The sequence below is a fragment of the Aerolutibacter ruishenii genome, assembly GCF_007830115.1.
Lineage (GTDB): Bacteria > Pseudomonadota > Gammaproteobacteria > Xanthomonadales > Xanthomonadaceae > Aerolutibacter > Aerolutibacter ruishenii.
Genome location: NZ_VLKP01000007.1, coordinates 123,617 through 143,349, shown reverse-complemented (window position 1 = coordinate 143,349; position 19,733 = coordinate 123,617). Strand labels below are relative to the sequence as shown.

17 protein-coding genes are annotated in these 19,733 nt (G+C 69.1%); 7 read left to right on the top strand and 10 right to left on the bottom strand.

Annotated features, from left to right (window positions below; genetic code table 11):
• Positions 1–2: 2 nt before the first annotated feature.
• The 6 genes from IP93_RS09590 to IP93_RS09565 all read right to left on the bottom strand — a co-directional run bounded on the left by IP93_RS09590 (position 3) and on the right by IP93_RS09565 (position 4,980).
• Positions 3–1,349 (bottom strand): O-antigen ligase family protein, encoded by a 1,347-nt coding sequence (locus tag IP93_RS09590; RefSeq protein ID WP_199747174.1) that lies wholly within the window; start codon positions 1,347–1,349, stop codon positions 3–5.
• The gene (locus IP93_RS09585) at positions 1,339–2,454 is read right to left on the bottom strand and encodes a glycosyltransferase family 4 protein (RefSeq protein ID WP_144814989.1); all 1,116 of its coding nucleotides are present in this window, start codon (positions 2,452–2,454) and stop codon (positions 1,339–1,341) included. Before IP93_RS09585 ends, IP93_RS09590 begins: the two co-directional genes overlap by 11 nt.
• A 27-nt stretch (positions 2,455–2,481) precedes the next feature.
• Positions 2,482–2,679 (bottom strand): zinc-finger domain-containing protein, encoded by a 198-nt coding sequence (locus tag IP93_RS09580; RefSeq protein WP_144814986.1) that lies wholly within the window; start codon positions 2,677–2,679, stop codon positions 2,482–2,484.
• A gap of 180 nt (positions 2,680–2,859) precedes the next feature.
• A complete protein-coding gene (locus IP93_RS09575; protein ID WP_144814982.1) occupies positions 2,860–3,570 on the bottom strand; it encodes a pirin family protein in 711 nt (236 codons plus the stop codon).
• A gap of 77 nt (positions 3,571–3,647) precedes the next feature.
• The gene (locus tag IP93_RS09570) at positions 3,648–4,268 is read right to left on the bottom strand and encodes a YceI family protein (RefSeq protein WP_144814979.1); all 621 of its coding nucleotides are present in this window, start codon (positions 4,266–4,268) and stop codon (positions 3,648–3,650) included.
• A 121-nt stretch (positions 4,269–4,389) separates the two neighbouring features.
• Positions 4,390–4,980: a malonic semialdehyde reductase gene (locus tag IP93_RS09565; RefSeq protein ID WP_144814977.1), complete on the bottom strand. Its 591-nt coding sequence runs from the start codon at positions 4,978–4,980 to the stop codon at positions 4,390–4,392.
• Positions 4,981–5,078: 98 nt separating this feature from the next.
• Here IP93_RS09565 and IP93_RS09560 point away from each other — a divergent pair, with 98 nt between their 5' ends.
• Positions 5,079–6,080, top strand: a complete 1,002-nt coding sequence (locus IP93_RS09560) for a mitochondrial fission ELM1 family protein (protein WP_144814975.1) — start codon at positions 5,079–5,081, stop codon at positions 6,078–6,080.
• An 18-nt stretch (positions 6,081–6,098) separates the two neighbouring features.
• Here IP93_RS09560 and glnE read toward each other — a convergent pair whose 3' ends face one another.
• Positions 6,099–8,912, bottom strand: a complete 2,814-nt coding sequence (gene glnE / locus IP93_RS09555) for a bifunctional [glutamate--ammonia ligase]-adenylyl-L-tyrosine phosphorylase/[glutamate--ammonia-ligase] adenylyltransferase (protein WP_144814972.1) — start codon at positions 8,910–8,912, stop codon at positions 6,099–6,101.
• Between the two features lie 71 nt (positions 8,913–8,983).
• The gene (locus IP93_RS09550) at positions 8,984–10,414 is read right to left on the bottom strand and encodes a S8 family serine peptidase (RefSeq protein WP_144814971.1); all 1,431 of its coding nucleotides are present in this window, start codon (positions 10,412–10,414) and stop codon (positions 8,984–8,986) included.
• Positions 10,415–10,780: 366 nt separating this feature from the next.
• On the opposite strand from IP93_RS09550, the gene scpC reads away from it, so the two are divergent.
• Positions 10,781–12,295, top strand: a complete 1,515-nt coding sequence (scpC, locus tag IP93_RS09545; RefSeq protein ID WP_144814968.1) for a succinyl-CoA:acetate CoA-transferase ScpC — start codon at positions 10,781–10,783, stop codon at positions 12,293–12,295.
• A 188-nt stretch (positions 12,296–12,483) separates the two neighbouring features.
• Entirely contained in the window at positions 12,484–13,230 is a 747-nt protein-coding gene (locus tag IP93_RS09540) for a class I SAM-dependent methyltransferase (RefSeq protein ID WP_144814966.1), read from the top strand.
• A gap of 152 nt (positions 13,231–13,382) precedes the next feature.
• Here the strand turns inward: IP93_RS09540 and groL are convergent, their stop codons facing one another.
• Both groL and groES read right to left on the bottom strand, forming a co-directional pair.
• Positions 13,383–15,023 carry a chaperonin GroEL gene (gene groL / locus IP93_RS09535; protein WP_144814963.1) on the bottom strand — a complete coding sequence of 547 codons (1,641 nt, stop codon included), beginning with the start codon at positions 15,021–15,023 and terminating at the stop codon, positions 13,383–13,385.
• Between the two features lie 126 nt (positions 15,024–15,149).
• Positions 15,150–15,440 carry a co-chaperone GroES gene (gene groES, locus IP93_RS09530; protein WP_144814961.1) on the bottom strand — a complete coding sequence of 97 codons (291 nt, stop codon included), beginning with the start codon at positions 15,438–15,440 and terminating at the stop codon, positions 15,150–15,152.
• A gap of 506 nt (positions 15,441–15,946) precedes the next feature.
• Here groES and IP93_RS09525 point away from each other — a divergent pair.
• The 4 genes from IP93_RS09525 to IP93_RS09510 are packed head-to-tail and all read left to right on the top strand — an operon-like array spanning position 15,947 to position 19,709.
• Positions 15,947–16,384: a helix-turn-helix transcriptional regulator gene (locus tag IP93_RS09525; protein ID WP_144814958.1), complete on the top strand. Its 438-nt coding sequence runs from the start codon at positions 15,947–15,949 to the stop codon at positions 16,382–16,384.
• Positions 16,385–16,424: 40 nt separating this feature from the next.
• Entirely contained in the window at positions 16,425–16,748 is a 324-nt protein-coding gene (cutA, locus tag IP93_RS09520; protein ID WP_144814955.1) for a divalent-cation tolerance protein CutA, read from the top strand.
• Positions 16,741–19,116, top strand: coding sequence for a protein-disulfide reductase DsbD domain-containing protein (locus IP93_RS09515; protein ID WP_144814950.1), 2,376 nt, complete (start codon positions 16,741–16,743; stop codon positions 19,114–19,116). The genes cutA and IP93_RS09515 overlap by 8 nt, the downstream gene beginning before the upstream one ends.
• Positions 19,113–19,709 (top strand): TlpA family protein disulfide reductase, encoded by a 597-nt coding sequence (locus IP93_RS09510; RefSeq protein WP_242006827.1) that lies wholly within the window; start codon positions 19,113–19,115, stop codon positions 19,707–19,709. The genes IP93_RS09515 and IP93_RS09510 overlap by 4 nt, the downstream gene beginning before the upstream one ends.
• Positions 19,710–19,733 lie beyond the last annotated feature (24 nt).

Genomic DNA, 19,733 nt, shown 5'->3' with positions numbered 1-19,733 from the left:
CGTCAGCTAGCTCCGCTGACCGTCGCGTCGCCGTCGCGGGACAACAGGCTGCCGGCATACAGCGCCGCCAGCAGCAGTGTGAAACCACCCCAGAAGGTGGAATAGAACGCCAGGTGGGTGTTGAACGGGAACACCGTTACCCCCAGGGCCAACATGGCCGGGCGGGCCCGCTCCCGCGCCGCCGGCGACGAGAAGCGCCACGCCCGCCACGCCATCGCCGCGCCGGCCAGCCACATCAGCAGCCCGAAAACGCCCGTCTCGCTGAGGATCTCGAGCACGATCTGGTGCGCATGGAAGGCCGGGCCTTCGCCCCACGCCGCCTGCTTGCCGGGTTCGGGGTCGCACGCCGGGAAGGCGTCGCGGAAGCCACGCGCGCCCACGCCGTTGACCGGATGTTCGCGCGCCATGCAGGTGGCGGCCGACCAGATCCGTGCCCGGCCCGACAAGGCCTGGTCCACGCCCTCGCCGTTGGCGCTCAGCGCATGCGACGTGCGCGCCAGCCGCTCGCGCACCTGCGGCGAACCGATGCCCAACGCGGCCAGTGCAATTGCACCCAGCGCCAGGGTCAGGGCCATCTTCTTCCAGCCCAGCAACCGCCAGCCCGAGCAGACCACCACCAACGCGTAGGTCAGCCATGCCGCGCGTGCACCGGCCAGCAACACCACCAGTCCAACCAGCGCCGATGCCAGCAGCCAGCCCATGGCGCCAAACCGCGCGGCCACCGCGTACAGCAGGAACGGCGACAGGCTGGCCACCACCACGCCCAGCTTGAGGTTGCACGGCCCGAGCACGCCGCTGAGCCGGTCGAGCGCCGCCACGTCCTGGGCGCTGCACATGCCATGGCCACTGACGGCCTGTTTGATCGCATCGATGCCGAAGAACAGCGGACTGGTGCCGACCAGCGCCTGCAGCAGCGCGTCCAGCACCCATACCGCCAGGATCAGCGCCAGACCGCCAAAGGTCACCCGTCGCCCGCGCTCGTCGGCCACCGCCGAGGCCGCCAGCCACAGGAAGGGCAGGTAGCGCAGGTCCTCGGCGGTCTGGGCGAAGGCGTGTGCGCGGTCCACCGCATCAAAGGCCGATACCAGTTCCGGCAGCCAGTAGGCGAAGAACATCACGCTCGTCAGCGCCCATGCCTGGTGGCTCAACAGCTGCTCGCCGCCGCGGAAGCGCGACAGCAACAGCTTGGCCAGCGCGGCCAGCGCGCCCAGCGCCAGCACCGCCTCGGCATAGCCCGGTGCCGGCCACAGCGCCACGTGCGCGAGGATCCAGGCCGGCGCCCAGCGCCAGCCGTGCACCGGCCGTGGGCGCGCGCCTGGCGGCAGGGGACGGCCCGTATCAGTCGACAAGTTCGGCGTAGACGGCAAGCGTGGCCTCCTGCATCGCAAGCAAGGTGTGCGGCATCGTAACGGGTAGCGTCGGCGGCTGGGTGAGCAGGCACCGCGCTCTGGTCAACAGTTCGGCCTGGTCAAACGGTGCTACCGCGCCTTCCGGCTGCAGCGTGGACAGGAGTTCGCCCACGCCACCATGGGCCCAGCCCAGCACCGGCCGCCCCACCGCCAGCGCTTCGATGACCGTACGGCCGAAGGCCTCGGGCTTGCGCGAAAGTTGCAGCACCAGCGTGCTGGCCGCGTAGGCCCGGGCGATGGCGTCGGTGGGTGGCGTGAAGGCGACCCGGTCGGCAACGCCCAGGCGGGCGGCCTCTGCTTCCAGTTCGGCGATGTAGGCCTCGCGGCCGGGCTCACGCGCACCGGGCAGCCACAGGCGTGTGTCGTGGCCGGCGGCCACCAGGCCCGCAATCAGGGCCAGGGCATCGCCATGGCCTTTCAGGCGCGTGCCGCGCCCCGGCAGCAGCAGCAGCGGCGCATCGCCGGCCAGCGCGGGATGCTGCGTGGCGGCCCAGGCGCGGGCGGGCGCATCGACCGACGGCGCACGCGGGAACGCGGCCGGGTCGATGCCGCGCGGGATCACCCGCAGGCGCTCGCGTGGCGTGCCGGGATAGTGCCGCAGCACATGGTCGCGCACGCTGTCTGACACGCAGACCACCCGCTCGCCGCTGGCCATCACCGCGCTGTAGCGCGAAGGTGAATTGAGCCCGTGCACGGTCGTGACCCAGTGCGGGCGCGACGCCGCGGGCAGCCCGCGCAATGCCAGTCGCCCGATCCACGCCGGCAGGCGCGAGCGCGCATGCACGATGTCCACGCCCTCACGCTGCAGCAGGGCGCGCAAGGTGCGCACGTGGCGCAGGGTCAGCAGGGATTTGTGCCCGATGTCCAACGCCACGTGCTCGGCGCCGCTGGCGAGCAGCCGTGGCACCAGGCGCCCCCCGGCCGAGACCACGATGGCGCGGTGGCCGGCGGCGGCCAGCGCCTGCGCGATCTCAAGGGTGGAACGTTCGACCCCGCCCGATTCCAGCGCGGGCAGCAACTGCACGACGGTCAGGCGCGTAGGCACGCGTAGGCGCGGCGTGCGGGCCGGGGATCAGTCTTCCAGCACGTAGTGCGCGCCGCAGTACGGGCACTGGCACTCGCGTTCAGCCTCGATCGGCAGGTACACGCGCGGGTGGGAATTCCACAGCGCCATCGACGGCATCGGGCAGCTCAGCGGCAGGTCGCTGCGGTGCACGATGTAGCGCTGCTCGGCGTTGGCCTGGGTGGGATGGGCGTTGGCTGCGGTCATGATGGTGGCGGAACACGATGCGACTTGGACCTGCAGTTTACCAGCGGCCGCCCCGGGAGGGCTGTATCGTCCCCGACGCACATCGCGCCGGTGGGCCTACGGCACCATGCCTTCGCCATCGCAAAGGTGCGTCCGTGTCCACCGCCCACGCTCACGCGGCAGGATCGGTGGCGCGGGAACTCAGCGTGTCAGGTCAAACAGCAGCACGTCGGCACGGCCCGTGCCGCGCCCCGTCAATGCCAGTGTTCCGCTTTCGTCGGCGAAACCCAGCGCATCGCCGGCGGCAAGCACGCGGCCGTTGGCCTCGATCTCGCCCGTGACGACATGCAGCCAGTACCGGCGGCCGCCGTCGAGCGGGTATTCGACCGCCTCACCCGCGGCCAGCAGCGTGCCCAGCAGGCGCGCATCCTGGCGGATCGGCAGGCCGCCGTCGCGGCCCTCGGGCGAGGCCAGCGTGGCCCAGGCGCCGTGACGCTCGACCGGTTCGAACGCCTGCTGTGCGTACGCAGGCGCCGCGTTCACGCGGTCGGGTTGGAGCCAGATCTGCAGGAAATGCACGGGCGCGTCCTGCGACGCGTTGAACTCGCTGTGTTCCACGCCGTGGCCGGCGCTCATCCACTGCACCTCGCCCGGGCGGATCACGCCACCGCCGCCGGTGCTGTCCTGGTGCGACAACGCGCCCTCGAGCACGTAGCTGAGGATTTCCATGTTGGCGTGGCGGTGCGGGGGGAAGCCCGCGCCGGGTTCGACGCGGTCCTCGTTGATCACCCGCAGCGGGCCGAAGCCCATCCACGCCTTGTCGTAGTAATGGCCGAACGAGAACGTGTGGTGGCTGTCGAGCCAGCCCGCGCGCACGTGGCCGCGGTCCGCGGAGGGGCGTTCGATGATCATCCGCGCAGTCTAGAGGATCGGCGCGCGGCGGATAACCGCCACGCGCCGATCACGGGCAGGCGACTGCCTGCGGACGATTACTTGCGCTTGCCCTTGCCCTTGGCCGGCGCGGCAGCGGCTTCGACCTTCGGGCCCAGCGCTTCGGTGGTGATGCGGATGGTCACCTCGTCGCTGACGTTGGGGGCGTACAGGCCCACGCCGAAATCGGTGCGCTTGATGGTGGTGCTGGCATCGAAACCGGCCGCCAGCTTCTTCGCCATCGGCTGCTCGCCGATCTTGTTGATGTTCACGTCCAGCACCACCGGCTTGGTGGTTTCCTTGATGGTCAGGTCACCGAACACGCGCAGCTTGCCTTCGCCGGCGGCCTCGACCTTGCTGCTCTTGAAGGTGATGGCCGGGTACTTGGCGGCATCGAAGAAGTCGGCGCTGCGCAGGTGCTCGTCGAACGCGCCCACGTGCGAGTTCAGGCCGGCCAGCGGGATGGTCACGTTGACCGACGACTGGCCGATGTTGTCGGCGTCGTACACGATGGTGCCGTCGGCCTGGCCGAAGTGCGCGATCGGGTTGGAGAAACCGAAGTGGTTCCAGCTGGCGACCACGTCGGTGTGGGCGGGGTCCATCTTGTAGCTGACCGGCGCGGCGAAGGCGGCGGCGCTGGCGGTGATCAGGGCGGTGGCGAGGGCAAGACGCTTGAACATGGTGTGGCTCCGGGTGTTGGGCAGGCGGGGACTACGGGGTGGGTGGAACGCCGCCGGGCTGGGGGGATGGCCCGGCGGTGGGCAGGTGGCGATGCGCGACTGGCGCACCAACGGCAAGGGTTCAGAGGATCTGCGCGGCCTCGTCGAACGGCAGGCGCGGCGAGCGCGGGAACAGCTTGTCCGGATCGCCGTGGCCGAGATTGAGCAGGAAGTTGGACTTGATCCGGGTGCCGGCGAAGAACGCGGCATCGACCTTGGCGTTGTCGAAACCGGACATCGGGCCGGTATCCAGGCCCAGCGCGCGCGCGGCCATGATCAGGTAGGCGCCCTGCAGGCTGCCGTTGCGCAGGCCGATGGTCTCCAGCACCTCGTCGGGCTTGGTGTCGAACCAGGCCTTGGCGTCGGTGTGCGGGAACAGGTACGGCATCTTCTCGAAGAAGGCCATGTCGTAGCCGACGATCACGGTGACCGGCGCGGCCATGGTCTTGGCATGGTTGCCTTCATCCAGGGCCGGGCCGAGCTTGGCCTTGGCCTCGGCGGACTTCACGAACACGAAGCGCGCCGGCGAGGAGTTGGCGCTGGTCGGACCCCACTTGGCCAGTTCGTACAGCTGGCGCAGGGTGTCGTCGCTCACTTCGCCGCCCAGTACATTGTGGGTGCGCGCGGTGGTGAACAGTTGCTCGAGCGACGCAGTGGGCAGGGTCCGGGACATCATCATCTCCATGGGTGCCGCGACGGGTGTCGCGAACGATGAAGCAGAGTGTAGAGTCTCGCAGGCCGTGGCACAGTGACCTCCACCGGAACGGATTGATGACAAACGTGCAACGAACAGGCCGTCAGGAGCGTCCGGACAACGGCCTTCCACGGGCCTGGACGGTCACTGATGGTGCCGCCGGCAACGTGCGGCAGGCCCAGGCCCTCGCCGCCGCGATGGCGGTCGAAGTCACCGACTGGGCGCTGCAGGCGCGGGCCCCATGGCGCTGGGTGGCGCCGCGTCGCCTGCCGGGGGCCGAACGTGCCTTCGGGCCGCCGTTCGCCGCCGCGCTGGCACAGGTGCCACCGCTGGTGATCGGCTGCGGCCGGCAGGCGGCCCTGGCGACCCGGCTGGCGCGCGCCCGCGGTGCCCGCGCGGTGCAGATCCTCGATCCACGCCTGGATCCGGCGCTGTGGGACCTGCTGGTCGTGCCCCGGCACGACGGCCTGTGCGGCGACAACGTGATCCAGGTCACCGGCAGCCTGCACCCGGTGGATGACCTGTGGCTGGCCGCCGCGCGCCGCGAGTTCGCCCCCTTGGGCAGGCTGCCCGGCCCCAGGACCACCTTGCTGGTGGGCGGCCGAACCCACGCCGGCGATTTCGACATCGTCGCCTTCGACCGGTGGTTGGAGACGCTGGTGGCGCACGTGCGAGCCGAAGGCGGGAGCGTGCTGGCCACGACCTCGCGGCGCACGCCGCCGGCGGCCATCGAGCGACTGCGTACTCGGCTTGAAGATGTCCCCGGGGTGCTGTGGGTGGATGCGGCCGGCGGGACCGCGCCCAACCCCTACCCCGGGCTGCTCGGCTGGGCCGACCGGATCGTGTGCACGGCCGATTCGGTGAACATGCTCTCGGAGGCGGCGGCCACCCATGTACCGGTGCATGTCGCGGGGGAGGCGCAGGGACGCCCGGGGCGGTTCGTGACGCAGCTGCTGGCCATGGGCCGGGTGCGTCCCCTGGACGGGCCGCCGGCACCATTCGCCGTCACCGCCCTGCGCGAGACCGCGCGGGTCGCCGACGAGGTGCGGCAGCGCCTGGCCCGGTTGCCCGCCGCTTGAGCCACCACGCTCCGGGTGTCAGTCGGCGTCGAACGCGAGGCCGTGGGTGCGGGCCACGTCGCGCACCGCGGCACGGGCAGCGTCCAGCGCATCGGTGAACGGGACGCGGCGCGGTCGACGGTCCAGCGTGCACTCCAGACCCAGACCCAGCAGCGCAGTGTGCGCCGCCTGCAGGCGGCAGGCCTCGTCGGCCTCCAGCCGGCCGCAGGCCTGTGCGGCCATGATCAACCCGGGGGTATCGCGCGGAGTCCGTAGCGGCTTGCACGCATGGGCATGGGCCAGCACCAGCGCCTGCAACAGGAACTCCAGGTCGACCAACCCGCCCTCGCCCTGCTTGAGGTCGAACTGGGCCGCATCGCTGCGGTCCAGTTCGGCGCGCATCCGGCGGCGCATCGCCACCACTTCTTCCGCCACCTTCGCCACGTCCCGTGGCCGGGCCAGCGTTTCCATGCGCACCGCCTCGAACCGCGCCAGCAGGCCGGCGTCCCCGGCCACGCCGCGGGCGCGCACCAGGGCCTGATGTTCCCAGGTCCACGCGCGCGCGCGCTGGTAATCGGTGTAACTGGCCAGGCTGGACACCAGCAGGCCCTTGGCACCGTCCGGGCGCAGCCGCACGTCCACGTCGAACAGGCGGCCGGCGGCGGTGACCGCGCCCAGCAACGCCACCACCTTCTGCGCCAACCGCGCGAACCAGCGGACCGCGTCCAGCGGCCGTGGCCCGTCGGACTGCGCCTCGGGGGCCGCGTCGTAGAGGAACACCAGGTCCAGGTCGGAACCAAAGCCCAGTTCCTCGCCGCCAAGGCTCCCGTAGCCCACCACCGCAAATTGCGCGGCGGGCACGTCGCCATGGGCGGCGCGCACTTCCTGGCGCGCCAGCTGCAATACCCGCGCAACCACGCCATCGGCCAGCCAGGCCAGCTGCCGCGCGCTGTCCACCGCGCCCTGGCGGCCGTCGCGTTGCGCCAGTGCGATGCGGAAGCTGAGCGCCTGGCGCACCTCGTTGAGGGCCTGCAGCGTGGCCTCGGTGTCGTCACCGCCATCGATCGCGCTGCAGGCTTCCATCAGTGCCTCGCGGCCCGGCAGCGGCCCGGTCACCCGTGCATCCAGCAGTTCGTCCAGCAGCAACGGGTGGGTGGCCAACCGCTCCGCCAGCAAGGCGCTGCGACCCACCACTTCGACCAGTCGCGCCAGCGCGGCCGGCTGCTCGTCCAGCAGCGCCAGGTAGGCACTGCGCCGCAATACGTTGTGCAGCAGGTCCAGCAGGCGGCGCAGCGCCAGCATCGGCTGGGTGGCGGTGACGGCGCCCTGCAACAACGCCGGCAGCACCCGGTCCAGGCGCTGCCGCGCGCCCGTGGCCAGGGCTCGCACCCCCGGGCTGCGGGCGAAATCGCGCAGCATCGCATCGGCATTGCCCGCCTCGACGAAGCCGGCGGCGGCCAGCGTCCCGGCATCGCCGGCGTCGGGCAACAACTGCCAGTATGTCGCCAGCGCATCGGGAGCCGTGCGGCGTCCGCGCGTTGACAGCAGCGCGGCGAACTCCCCGGACACGCGCTGGCGATGCCCATCCAGCTCGGCGCGCAGGGCGTCCCAGTCGGCGTAACCCAGCCCGGCGGCGATCCGCGCGCGGTCGTCGCCATCGGTGGGCAGCGCGTGGGTCTGGGCATCGCGCAGCATCTGCAGCCGGTTTTCCAGCCTTCGCAGGAATCGGTGCGCACGTGCCAGCGCCTGCCCCGCCTGCGGCGTGACCTGGTGCGCCGCGACCAGCGCCTCCAACGCGGGGTGCAGCTGCCGACCACGCAGTTCCGGCTCGCGGCCACCGCGGATCAGCTGCAACGCCTGCACCAGGAATTCGATCTCGCGGATGCCGCCGGGCCCACGCTTGATGTCGTCGGCCAATTCCTTGCGCGCCACTTCCGCGGCGATCGCCGCCTTCATCGCGCGCAGGCCATCAAGTGCGCCGTAGTCGAGGTAGCGGCGATAGACAAACGGGCGCAGCGTTTCCAGGAAACGCTCGCCCGCGGCCAGGTCCCCGGCCACCGGCCGCGCTTTCTGCCAGGCGTAGCGTTCCCAGTCACGGCCTTCGCGCTGGAAGTACTGCTCCATCGCGGCGAATGACCAGGCGACGCGGCCCGCATTGCCATACGGCCGCAGGCGCAGGTCCACCCGGTGGCAGAAGCCATCGGCGGTCACCTCGTCCAGCAGCTTGGCCAACTGCTGGCCTAGGCGGGCGAAATACTGTTCGGCGGGAAGTGGGCGTGGGCCGTCGGATTCACCGTCGTGCTCGTACGCATAGACCAGATCGACGTCCGAACTGAAATTCAGCTCGCCGCCGCCCAGCTTGCCCAGGCCGAACACCACCAGCCGCTGCATGCACCCGTCCGCGTCACGGACCACGCCGTGGCGACTGGCGAAATCAGCCTCAAGCGCACCGAGCGCGGCCTGCAGGCAATCGTCCGCCAACTGAGTGGTCCCCTGCAGGGTGGCCGCCACGTCGTCGAGGCCCAGCACGTCGCGCCACACCAGGCGGGTGGACACGGCGGCACGGTGGCGACGCAGGATGGCGGCCCATTCGGTCCGCTGCTCGATCGACAGCGAGGGCACCGGCCACGTCGCGAACCGGCCACCGTCCTCGCCGAGCAACCGCGCCAGCAGCGGTGGCTGGCGCAGCAGCGTCTCGATCGCGAACTCGCTGGCCAGCGCGACCTGCGCCACCCGCTCGCGCACGCCGGGCGTCGCTAGCAGGCGGGCGTTGTCGGGGTTGCTGTCGCCCAGCCGGGCCAGTGCCCGCTCCACCAGGGGTGTCGACGCGGGATATGGGGAAAGGAGGGCCATGCACGGATTCTGGCATGGGCCCAACGCATGCGGCCGCCCGAAGGCGGCCGCATGGATGCCACACAGAGTGGTCAGTGGGCCACGGCGCGCGCCGCGTTGACCCGGCCGCCGCCATACGCCGGGTCGTTGCCCGGCTTGCCCAGGTCATCCGCCGTCGCGCGCAGGATGCGCTCCACGTCCGTCGGCGCCATCTCGCCACCGTGCTTGCCGATGATCAGCGCCGCCACGCCCGAGACATGCGGTGCGGCCATGCTGGTGCCCGACACGAAGTAGTACGACGACGTCAGCGCCGTCGGCGTGCCACCATAGCCGCCGGGGGCCAGCACATTGTCGAACGTGGCGCACGACGCCGCGATCCCCGCCACCACGCACAGTTGGCTGCCCACGGGGGTTCCGGCCAGCGGTGCGTCGCCACCCGGCGCGGCAAACGCGATCAGCGAAGCGCCATGGTTGGAATAGCTGGCCAGGTAATCCTTGTCCGCGTTCTGGTTGACGCCCCAGCCCACCGGCGTGGTTGCCGACACCGCCAGCGTACCCGGCACGCCGGCCGGGAATGCCTTCAGGTTGGGCACGAAGCAGGTGCCGTCGGTATCACAGACCCTGGTGCCGCTGGCATGGTCGAAATCGATGCCGTCGTTGCCGGCCGCCACCACCACCAGCGCATTGCGCGAACGGGCGTACTTCACCGCGCGCTTGGTCGCGTTGACCAGCTCCGCCACCTGGTTGGCGCCCTGCCCGTTGACCGGCAGGCCACCGCGGGTCCCGAGGCTCATGTTGATCACGTCCGCCCCCTGGTTGGCGGCGTACACGATGCCGTTGATGATCGCGGAGAAGCTGCCGGAGCCCGTCACCCCGGACAACACCTTCACCGCCAGCAGCTTCGCCGAAGGCGCCACGCCGATCGAACCGACCCCATTGTCGGCCGCAGCGATGATGCCGGCCACGTGGGTGCCGTGGTTGAAGTTGCCGATGCGGTTATGGCACACGCTTTCGCCGGGCACGAACGACGCCGAGGCCGGCAGCAGGTTGGAGGCGATGTCGGCGTGCTGGCAGGCAACGCCGGAATCCAGCACGGCGACCACCGCGCCCGCGCCACGGTAACCCCGGTTCCACGCGCCCGCCACGTCGATGGCCGCCGCACCCCACTGCAGGTTGAAGAAACGATCGTTGTCGGCAGAGCCCGGTGGGTTGGCATAGGCCGGATCAAGCTCGGACACCTCCACCGGGGTTTCGAACTGCACGCTCAGGTCCGACACCACCGATCGAATTCCCGCCACCTTGCCTGCCCGCGCGGCAAACGCACTGTCGTCGGATTCGACGATGGCGACGCCGATTTCCGGCAAGCGCGAGGCGATCCTGCCGCCGGCCGCTTCCACCTTGCGCGCCAACGCGCTGTCAAAGGCCTGGCCATTGGCGGTGACCACGTAGGTCGCGGCCTGCGCGGTGGCGGCCATCCCAAGGGTTCCGATGGCCAGCGTGATGGCCCGGGCAAGTCGATTCATTCAGGTATCCCCTATCGCGTGAAGTGGCGGGCACGTCCGCGCCCGTTGGCCGTGAACGACACGTTGGCCAAGCCATCTCAAACGCGCCAAGCGGCCTGTCCCCCCATCCCGTTTCGTCCGGGACACATCCTCGGGCGGAGGCCGGGCAACAAAAAAGCCCGCCCCGGTCTGAACCGGTTGCGGGCCTGCTCCCTCCCCCACGTCGGGATGCAGGTCGATCGTGAAGGATTTGTTAGCGAGAATGCACGCTGCAGTGCAAAACAGTACCAATGGGTACAGAAAGTCGATTTCAAGCCCTACGTTGGATGTAGTACAGCCCCGGAGCAGCGGAGGGATAATTGCCATTCCCCCCGCAAGAAGTGCTCCATGTCCGACGAACGCATCCGCGACCCACGCCTTCTGGACCGCGTCATGTCCGCCGACGCGGCGGCTGGATTCATCCAACCCGGCACCACGGTGGCCATGAGCGGCTTTACCGGCTCAGGCTATCCCAAAGCCGTGCCGCAGGCCCTGGCGCATCGCATCGAGCAGGCGCAGGCGCAGGGCGACCGGTTCCAGATCAGCCTGCTGACCGGCGCCTCCACCGCGCCAGAACTGGACGGCGCGCTGGCCAAGGTCGATGGCCTGGCACTGCGCCTGCCGTTCCAGTCCGACCCGGACGCGCGCAAGCGGATCAACGACGGCACGCTGGAGTACATCGACGTGCACCTGAGCCACGTCGCGCAACATGCGTGGTTCGGCTTCTATGGCGAAATCGACACCGCCGTGATCGAAGTGTCGGCCATCCGCGAGGACGGCTCGCTGGTGCCCTCCACCTCGGTCGGCAACAACAAGACCTGGCTGGACCTGGCGAAGAAGGTGATCATCGAGGTCAACGACTGGCAGCCCGCCGGCGTCGACGGCATGCACGACATCTACTACGGCACGGCGCTGCCGCCGCACCGCCGACCCGTCCCGCTGGTCAAGCCCGACGACCGCATCGGCGAGACCGCGCTGCGCTGCGACCCGGCCAAGATCGTGGCGGTGGTGCGCACCCACGGCCCGGATCGCAACAGTCCGTTCAACCCCGCCGACGAGACCAGCCAGCGCATCGCCATGCACCTGGTCGAGTTCCTGAAGCATGAGGTCAAGGCCGGCCGCCTGCCGCCCAACCTGTTGCCGCTGCAGTCGGGCGTGGGCAACATCCCCAACGCGGTACTGGCGGGATTGGCCGCCAGCGGCTTCCGCAACCTGACCGCATTCACCGAGGTGATCCAGGACGGCATGCTCGACCTGCTGCGCGAAGGCATCATCAGCAGCGCCTCGTGCACCGGCTTCGCACTCAGCCCGGAGGCCAACGAGCGGTTCAAGCGCGACATCGACTTCTACCGCCAGCGCATCATCATGCGCACGCAGGAGATCTCCAACCACCCGGAACTGATCCGGCGGCTCGGCTGCATCGGCATGAACGGCATGGTCGAGGCCGACCTGTACGGCAACGTCAACTCCACCCACATCATGGGCACGCGCATCCAGAACGGCATCGGCGGTTCGGGCGACTTCGCGCGCAACGGCTACCTGTCCACCTTCCTCAGCCCGAGCACGGCCAAGGGCGGCAGCATCTCCTCGATCGTGCCGATGGTCAGCCACGTGGACCACACCGAGCACGATGTGTCGATCATCGTCACCGAACAGGGCGTGGCCGACCTGCGCGGGCTGTCGCCCAAGCAGCGCGCGCGCCAGGTGATCGACCACTGCGCGCACCCGGATTTCCGCGATGCGCTGGAGGATTACTTCCAGCGCGCCAGCCGCGACAGCTACGGCAAGCACACGCCGCACCTGCTGCCGGAGGCGTTGTCGTGGCACCAGCGCTGGCTGGATACGGGCAGCATGCTGAAGTGAACACGGCCTGATGGCCTGACCACCGCTGACTCGCGACCGGATCCGCAGGGATCCAATGCGCACCCCGCCAGGGTGCGTTTGGGCTCAGGCGTTGGCCGCTAGCGGCAAAATCAGCCGTTGCTTGGAACATCGGACCTGATCGCTCGACGACCAGGCCCAATCCTTGTGCGTATCGATGGAGGAGGCGGATGGACGTTCTCGAGCGCCAACGGTTGCAGCGTGAGCGTCAGTTCCACAACACAAGATTCTCGACCGAGACCAAGCGCGCGCAGAGCAAGTACTATTGGGCACTTTCGACAGCGCAGAGGAACTGGGAGCAGCGAATCATCGCCGCTGCCACCGGCGGGCGCGTGCTGGAATACGGATGTGCCCAGGGACTATGGTCCATGAGGATCGCGAGGCATGCCGATCGCGTCGATGCGATCGACATCTCGGATGTGGCCATCATGCACGCCAGGAGCATTGCGAGCGCTGAAGGGCTTTCGAACGTGTATTTCGAAACGATGGATGCCCACGCCACGACGTTCCCGGACCAGACATTCGACCTGGTGTTTGGTAGCGGCATCATCCACCACCTGGACACCGAGCGATCGCTGCGGGAGATCCATCGCATTCTCAAGAAGGGCGGCGTGGCTGTTTTCATTGAACCCTTGGGCTGCAATCCGCTCATCAATGCATATCGTTACCTGACGCCGTCGGCGCGCACGCCAGACGAGCACCCCCTTGTCCCTGCGGACAAACGCCTTGCCGATTCCATTTTTTCGTCGAGCCAGTGGGACTTCCACGGATTGGCCACGCTTGGAACCGTGCCCTTCCGGAACACGTCGACGGGGATCGCGCTGCATCGCGGGGCGGACGGTATCGACCGGATGATCGCCAGGATCCCGGGTGCCCGTTGGCAACTCTGGTTTGCCGTGGTCTCGCTGGAACGATGACGTGTGCCCGGCGTTTCCGTACAGAGCGCGGAGCGCACCCTGAGGCAGTAAGGCAGTGAGGCAGTGAGGCTCTCCGCCATGTGGATGAACCAAACAAAAACCCCGCCAACGGGCGGGGTCTTTGTTTGGTTTGTCGCAGCGGAAAGCGGGACTTAGAAGTCCATGCCACCCATGCCGCCCATGCCACCGGCGCCCGGCATCGCCGGCTCGTCCTTCTTCGGCAGCTCGGCGACCATCGCTTCGGTCGTGATCATCAGACCGGCGATCGACGCGGCGTTCTGCAGCGCTGTGCGGGTGACCTTGGTCGGGTCCAGGATGCCGGCTTCCAGCATGTCGACGTACTCGCCGTTGGCGGCGTTGTAGCCGAACGCACCGGTGCCTTCGATCACGCGGTTCAGCACCACCGACGGCTCTTCACCGGCGTTGGTCACGATCTCGCGCAGCGGGGCTTCCATCGCGCGCAGGGCGATGGCGATGCCGTGGTTCTGGTCTTCGTTGGCACCCTTCAGGCCAACGATCGCCGCCTTGGCGCGCAGCAGCGCGACGCCGCCGCCCGGGACGATGCCTTCTTCCACGGCAGCGCGGGTGGCGTGCAGCGCGTCTTCAACGCGTGCCTTCTTTTCCTTCATCTCGATCTCGGTCGAAGCGCCGACCTTGATCACCGCCACGCCGCCGGCCAGCTTGGCCACGCGCTCCTGCAGCTTCTCGCGGTCGTAGTCCGAGGAGGTCTCCTCGATCTGCGCCTTGATCTGCTTGATGCGCGACTCGATGCCGGCGGTGTCGCCCGCGCCGTCGATGATGGTGGTGTTCTCCTTCGAGACCTGCACCTTCTTCGCGCGGCCCAGGTCCTTGATCGTGGCCTTGTCCAGCGACAGGCCCACTTCCTCGGAGATCACGGTGCCGCCGGTCAGGATGGCCATGTCTTCCAGCATCGCCTTGCGACGGTCGCCGAAGCCCGGAGCCTTGACGGCGCAGACCTTGACGATGCCGCGGATGGTGTTGACCACCAGGGTCGCCAGCGCTTCGCCCTCGACTTCCTCGGCGATGATCAGCAGCGGCTTGCCGGCCTTGGCCACGCCTTCCAGCACCGGCAGCAGGTCACGCACGTTGGAGATCTTCTTGTCGTGCAGCAGGATGAACGGATCATCCAGTTCGGCCTGCATCGACTGCTGGTTGTTGATGAAGTACGGCGACAGGTAGCCGCGGTCGAACTGCATGCCCTCGACCACGTCCAGCTCGTTCTCCAGGCCCGAACCGTCTTCCACCGTGATCACGCCTTCCTTGCCGACCTTGTCCATCGCCTGGGCGATCAGGTCGCCGATGTTGGCGTCGGAGTTGGCCGAAATGGTGCCGACCTGGGCGATTTCCTTCGAGGTCGACGACGGCTTGCTGATCTTCTTCAGCTCGCCGACGGCGGCGACGACGGCCTGGTCGATGCCGCGCTTGAGGTCCATCGGGTTCATGCCGGCGGCGACCGCCTTCATGCCCTCGCGGATGAACGCCTGCGCCAGCACGGTGGCGGTGGTGGTGCCGTCACCGGCGTTGTCGGAGGTCTTGGAAGCGACTTCCTTGACCATCTGCGCGCCCATGTTCTCGAACTTGTCGGCCAGCTCGATTTCCTTGGCGACGCTCACGCCGTCCTTGGTGATGGTCGGCGCGCCGAAGCTCTTCTCGAGCACGACGTTGCGGCCCTTCGGGCCCAGGGTGGCCTTGACGGCATTGGCGAGCACGTTGACGCCGCGCACCATCTTGGCGCGAGCGTCCTCACCGAAACGAATTTCCTTGGCAGCCATTGCGGATTACCTCAGTAAAAAATGTATTAGAAGAAGGTGAATGCGACGGCGCGGCGCGGGGTCCGCCCAAGCGGTGGCCGGTCGAGGACGCGAGGTCGCACCCGGCACGGCCCACGCCGCGGGCGATCAGCCGAGGATCGCGAGAATGTCGTCTTCCGAGACGATCAGATAATCCTGACCCTCGTGCTTAACCTCTGTGCCGCCGTATTTCTTGAAATAGACCTTGTCGCCGACCTTGACCTTCGGCGCGCGCACGCTGCCGCTATCCAGCACCTTGCCCTCGCCGACGGCGACGACTTCCGCCTTGCTCGGCTTCTCGGTGGCGGAGTCCGGGATCACGATGCCGCCGGCGGACAGCTTTTCTTCTTCCATGCGCTTGAGGACCACGCGGTCATAGAGCGGCTTGATATTCGACATGACAACCTCGTAAGTGGTTGAAAGGGTGGGGAAAGATTGTGAATGTTAGCAGTCGGCCAGCACGAGTGCCAAAACGCTGGACGGCAGCGCCCGGTCAAACCGGGACCGCGCTGTAATGGGGCGTTGACGGACGCCTTTCAAGGGCGCCCGGCCATCCCTGAAAAAGAAAGGGCGTGACCCCGAAGGTCCACGCCCTTTCCGGTACGGGGATGGCCATCCTCTGCTTGGCGCCGTCCTGCGCCGCCTCCCCAGACCAGACACCCCTTGTCGAACCGGCCTCCTGCCGGCATGCGTCAGTATTGATCAAATTTTGTCAGGCAAACAGTCCATGACGGGGAGCTGGACGCCAATTCAAGTGTCCATACTGCGACAGATGTCATGGCAAAACGTGAATATTCGGCACCTTTATGCATCTATGGCTACCGAAAGCACACACGTTGCGTGCCTATTGATCACCTGGTTACTATTGGTATCGGAACGCATCCACTCCGAACCAGGGACCCACCATGACCTCGCAGGAGCGCATCCGCCTCGCCCGCCGCCACGCCGGGCTGTCCCAGGCTGCCCTCGGCGCCGTGGTGGGCGTCCAGCGCAGCGCCGTCAGCCACTGGGAGGCCACCGACGGCAAGCACCCCAGCGTGAACCACCTGCGGGCCATCGCGCTGGCCACGGGCGTGCAGTTCGAATGGCTGGCCACCGGCCGCGGCCTGATGCGCCCGTCGGCCGAAGCGGCACTGGACGCAATCGCCGCCGTGGACGCGCTGCTGGTCGACGACCCGATCGAAGTACGGCTGATCCGCGCGTTCCGCGACACCCCGATGCGGGCCCGCCCGCCCCTGGTGGAACTGGCCGAACAACTGGCCGGCATGCGCACTGGCCGCTACCGGCGCGAGCGCCGCGACGAGGAGCGCGCGCCGGGACACTTGGCCGGGACACCTGAATGAGCCGGAGGCAGTGCATGCCGGGGGCCGGTAGAATTGGCTGATGCCCACGCTGCTCGTGTTCTGCACCTGCCCCGATGCCGCCACCGCCGACCGGCTGGCGCATGCCGTGGTCGAGGCGCGCCTGGCCGCCTGCGTCAACGCGCTGCCCGGCGTGCGCTCCACCTACCGCTGGCAAGGGCAGGTCGAGCAGGCTGACGAAGTGCTGCTGCTGGTCAAGACCACCGGCGACCGGGTGGAGGCATTGACCCGGCGGCTGCGCGAACTGCACCCGTATGAACTCCCTGAAGTGCTGGCGGTCGAAGCCAGCGCCGGCCTGCCCGAGTACGTCGCCTGGGTGGCCCAACAGACCCGAGACCATGACTGACCACCGGCCCAGCGCCCGCCCCTTCCGCCGCCTCCGCCCCGTACTTGCCCTGTTCGCGGCCCTGCTGGGCCACTCCGCCGCCGCGGCGACGCCTGACCAGTTGCCGCCGGTGGACGAGGTCTTCGTCCTGAGCGCACAGGCCGCGGACGCGGGCCGGATCAGCGTGCAGTGGAAGATCGCCGATGGGTACTACCTGTACCGGCATCGCACCGCCGTGCAGGCCGACGCGGGCTTCAGCGCCGGCGCGTTGCAGCTGCCCAAGGGCAAGGCGTACCGCGATGAGTTCTTCGGCGACGTGGAAACCTACCGCGGCTCCCTGCTGGCGACGCTGCCCGGCACCGCCAATGCCGACCGCACCACGCTCACCATCAAGTACCAGGGCTGTGCCGACGTCGGCATCTGCTACCCGCCGCAGACCCGCCGCATCACCGTGGCCCTGCCCGCCGCGCAGAAGGCTCCGGTCGTGGCCTTCGGCAACGTGGGCACCGGAAGTGCCCCGGTGGGTCTCGGGGTACTGGGCAATACCGGCGCCGTGGACGCGCTGCCGCTGCCGCCGGAGCAGGCCTATGGCTTCGAGGCGATTGCCGGCGACGGCAACACGCTGCTGCTGCGTTTCACACCCGCGCGCGGCTATTACCTGTACCGCGACAACACCCGCCTCACCCTGGACGCCGGGGCCACGCAGGCCGGCCTGCGCCTGGGCACGCCGCGCTGGCCACAGGGCACCCCACACGAGGACGGGTACTTCGGACGCACGACCGTGTACTTCAACCAGATCGACGTCCCGGTGCCGGTGGTCCGCACCCGCGCCGACGCGGTGGACCTGCGCCTGACCGCCACGTTCCAGGGTTGCCAGAACGACGGCATCTGCTACCCGCCGATGACGCGGACCGTGGCCGTGTCATTGCCGCGCGGCACCGTGACGCCGCCATCGGCGACCGTCGCCGTGCAGCCCACCCCCGGCGACAGCGGCCAACCGCCGGTCGCCGACGCCACCGATGCCGTGGCCTCAGCGACCGGGGAGAGGGATTCCCTGTCGGCTGGGACTGACGCAGCACTGCCGGCGACGGCACCCCCGCAGACCGCTTCGGCTCCCGCGGCCGGCACCCCCGATGCCGCGCTCCCGGGCGCGGAGCGCTCCCTGTGGACGGTACTGGTGTTCGCGCTGCTGGGCGGCCTGATCCTCAACCTGATGCCGTGCGTGCTGCCGGTGCTGTCGCTGAAGGCACTCTCGCTGGCCGGCAACGGCCAGGACCCGGTGCGCGCGCGCCGGCATGCCCTCTGGTACACCGCCGGGGTGATGCTCAGCTTCGCCGCGCTGGGCGTGGTCGCGCTGGCCCTGCGCCAGGCCGGCCTGGCGCTGGGCTGGGGCTTCCAGCTGCAGCAGCCGCTGGTGATCGCGGTGCTGGCGCTGGTGATGTTCGGCCTTGGGTTGAGCATGTCCGGGGTCTGGCACGTGGGCGGCCGCTGGACGGGTGCCGGCCATGCGCTGACCACCCGCAGCGGGCCGATGGGCGACTTCTTCACCGGCGTGCTGGCCGTGGTGGTCGCAACCCCGTGCACGGCTCCGTTCATGGGCGTGGCGCTGGCCTGGGCCTTTGCCGCGCCGTCGGGAGCGGCCCTAGCGGTGTTCCTCGCGCTGGGGCTCGGCCTGGCCCTGCCGTTCCTGCTGATCGGCTTCATTCCCGCGCTGGCAAAACGCCTGCCTCGCCCCGGCGAATGGATGGAGACGTTCAAGCAGGCGCTGGCCTTTCCGATGTACCTCACCGCCGCCTGGCTGGCGTGGGTGCTGGCACGCCAGCGCGGTGCCGACGCGGTGGGCTGGTGGCTGCTGGCGGCCGTGCTGCTGGCCTTCGCCGCATGGGCCTGGACGCGGTCCCGCCGCACCGGCCACCGCTGGGCGACCGCCGCGGCGCTGCTCGGCATGTTGGCCCTGGCGTGGCCGCTGCACACCATCCACGGCCTGCCCAGGCCCGCGGCACAGGTCGCGCCCGCCGGTCCGATCGACGGCATCAGCGCGGTCCCTTACGGCGAACAGCGCCTGGCCGACCTGCGCGCCGCCGACCGGGTGGTCTTCGTCAACGTCACCGCCGACTGGTGCGTGACCTGCAAGGCCAACGAGAAGACCGTATTCAAGGGCGAAGGCTTCCGCAGCGCGATGGAGGCCGCCAACGCGGTGTACATGGTCGGTGACTGGACCGACGTCGACCCGACCCTGACCACCTTCCTGCAGCAATACAAGGCGGTGGGCGTGCCGTTGTACGTGGTCTTCCCGCGCGGCGGCGGCGAAGGCCGCGTATTGCCGACCGTGCTGACCGAGGCGATCGTCGACCGGGCCTTGCGCGAGGCCGCGGGCGGCCATTCGTGAAATCGGCGACGAAGATCGTGCTGGTGGCGGTGGCTGCCGGCGTTGCAGGCGTCGTCGCCGGGCTGTGGACCAATGGCCCGGGGCCGCTGCTGCGCTCGGAAGTGGGCCAGCGCGCATTGCAGGCGGTGGCAAGCGCCAACGCCCCCGCCACACCCGAAGGCCTGGCCGTGGCCCGCCGCGGTGACATCATCCCGACCCTCTCGCTGCCGTCCTTGTCGGGCAGCATGGTCGAGCTGCCCGCCACCTATGCGGGGCGTCCGCTGCTGGTCAACTTCTGGGCCAGCTGGTGCGGCCCCTGTATCGAGGAAATGCCCGAGCTCGACCGCTTTGCCAAGGTCCAGGGGGCCAACGGCACGCAAGTGGTCGGCATCGCGCTGGACGACACGGAGGCGGTGCGGGCGTTCCTGCAGCGCACCCCGGTCGCTTATCCGATCCTGGTCGACATCGCAGGCCCCCGCGACAGCGGCGTGCAACTGGGCAATCCCCAAGGCGTGCTGCCCTACTCCGTGCTGCTTTCGGCCGACGGACGACTGCTCAAGCAACGCATCGGGCCGTTCCAGCACGGCGAAATCGATGGCTGGTCACAGCGTTAGAGTCAAAACTCAAACAACTGATTA

What these genes read in the sequence shown, in the direction of transcription:
- IP93_RS09580 (WP_144814986.1), bottom strand. Translation starts at nt 2,679, where the DNA reads ATGACCGCAGCCAACGCCCATCCCACCCAGGCCAACGCCGAGCAGCGC.
- IP93_RS09575 (WP_144814982.1), bottom strand. Translation starts at nt 3,570, where the DNA reads ATGATCATCGAACGCCCCTCCGCGGACCGCGGCCACGTGCGCGCGGGC.
- IP93_RS09570 (WP_144814979.1), bottom strand. Translation starts at nt 4,268, where the DNA reads ATGTTCAAGCGTCTTGCCCTCGCCACCGCCCTGATCACCGCCAGCGCC.
- IP93_RS09565 (WP_144814977.1), bottom strand. Translation starts at nt 4,980, where the DNA reads ATGTCCCGGACCCTGCCCACTGCGTCGCTCGAGCAACTGTTCACCACC.
- IP93_RS09560 (WP_144814975.1), top strand. Translation starts at nt 5,079, where the DNA reads ATGACAAACGTGCAACGAACAGGCCGTCAGGAGCGTCCGGACAACGGC.
- glnE (WP_144814972.1), bottom strand. Translation starts at nt 8,912, where the DNA reads ATGGCCCTCCTTTCCCCATATCCCGCGTCGACACCCCTGGTGGAGCGG.
- IP93_RS09550 (WP_144814971.1), bottom strand. Translation starts at nt 10,414, where the DNA reads ATGAATCGACTTGCCCGGGCCATCACGCTGGCCATCGGAACCCTTGGG.
- scpC (WP_144814968.1), top strand. Translation starts at nt 10,781, where the DNA reads ATGTCCGACGAACGCATCCGCGACCCACGCCTTCTGGACCGCGTCATG.
- IP93_RS09540 (WP_144814966.1), top strand. Translation starts at nt 12,484, where the DNA reads ATGGACGTTCTCGAGCGCCAACGGTTGCAGCGTGAGCGTCAGTTCCAC.
- groL (WP_144814963.1), bottom strand. Translation starts at nt 15,023, where the DNA reads ATGGCTGCCAAGGAAATTCGTTTCGGTGAGGACGCTCGCGCCAAGATG.
- groES (WP_144814961.1), bottom strand. Translation starts at nt 15,440, where the DNA reads ATGTCGAATATCAAGCCGCTCTATGACCGCGTGGTCCTCAAGCGCATG.
- IP93_RS09525 (WP_144814958.1), top strand. Translation starts at nt 15,947, where the DNA reads ATGACCTCGCAGGAGCGCATCCGCCTCGCCCGCCGCCACGCCGGGCTG.
- cutA (WP_144814955.1), top strand. Translation starts at nt 16,425, where the DNA reads ATGCCCACGCTGCTCGTGTTCTGCACCTGCCCCGATGCCGCCACCGCC.
- IP93_RS09515 (WP_144814950.1), top strand. Translation starts at nt 16,741, where the DNA reads ATGACTGACCACCGGCCCAGCGCCCGCCCCTTCCGCCGCCTCCGCCCC.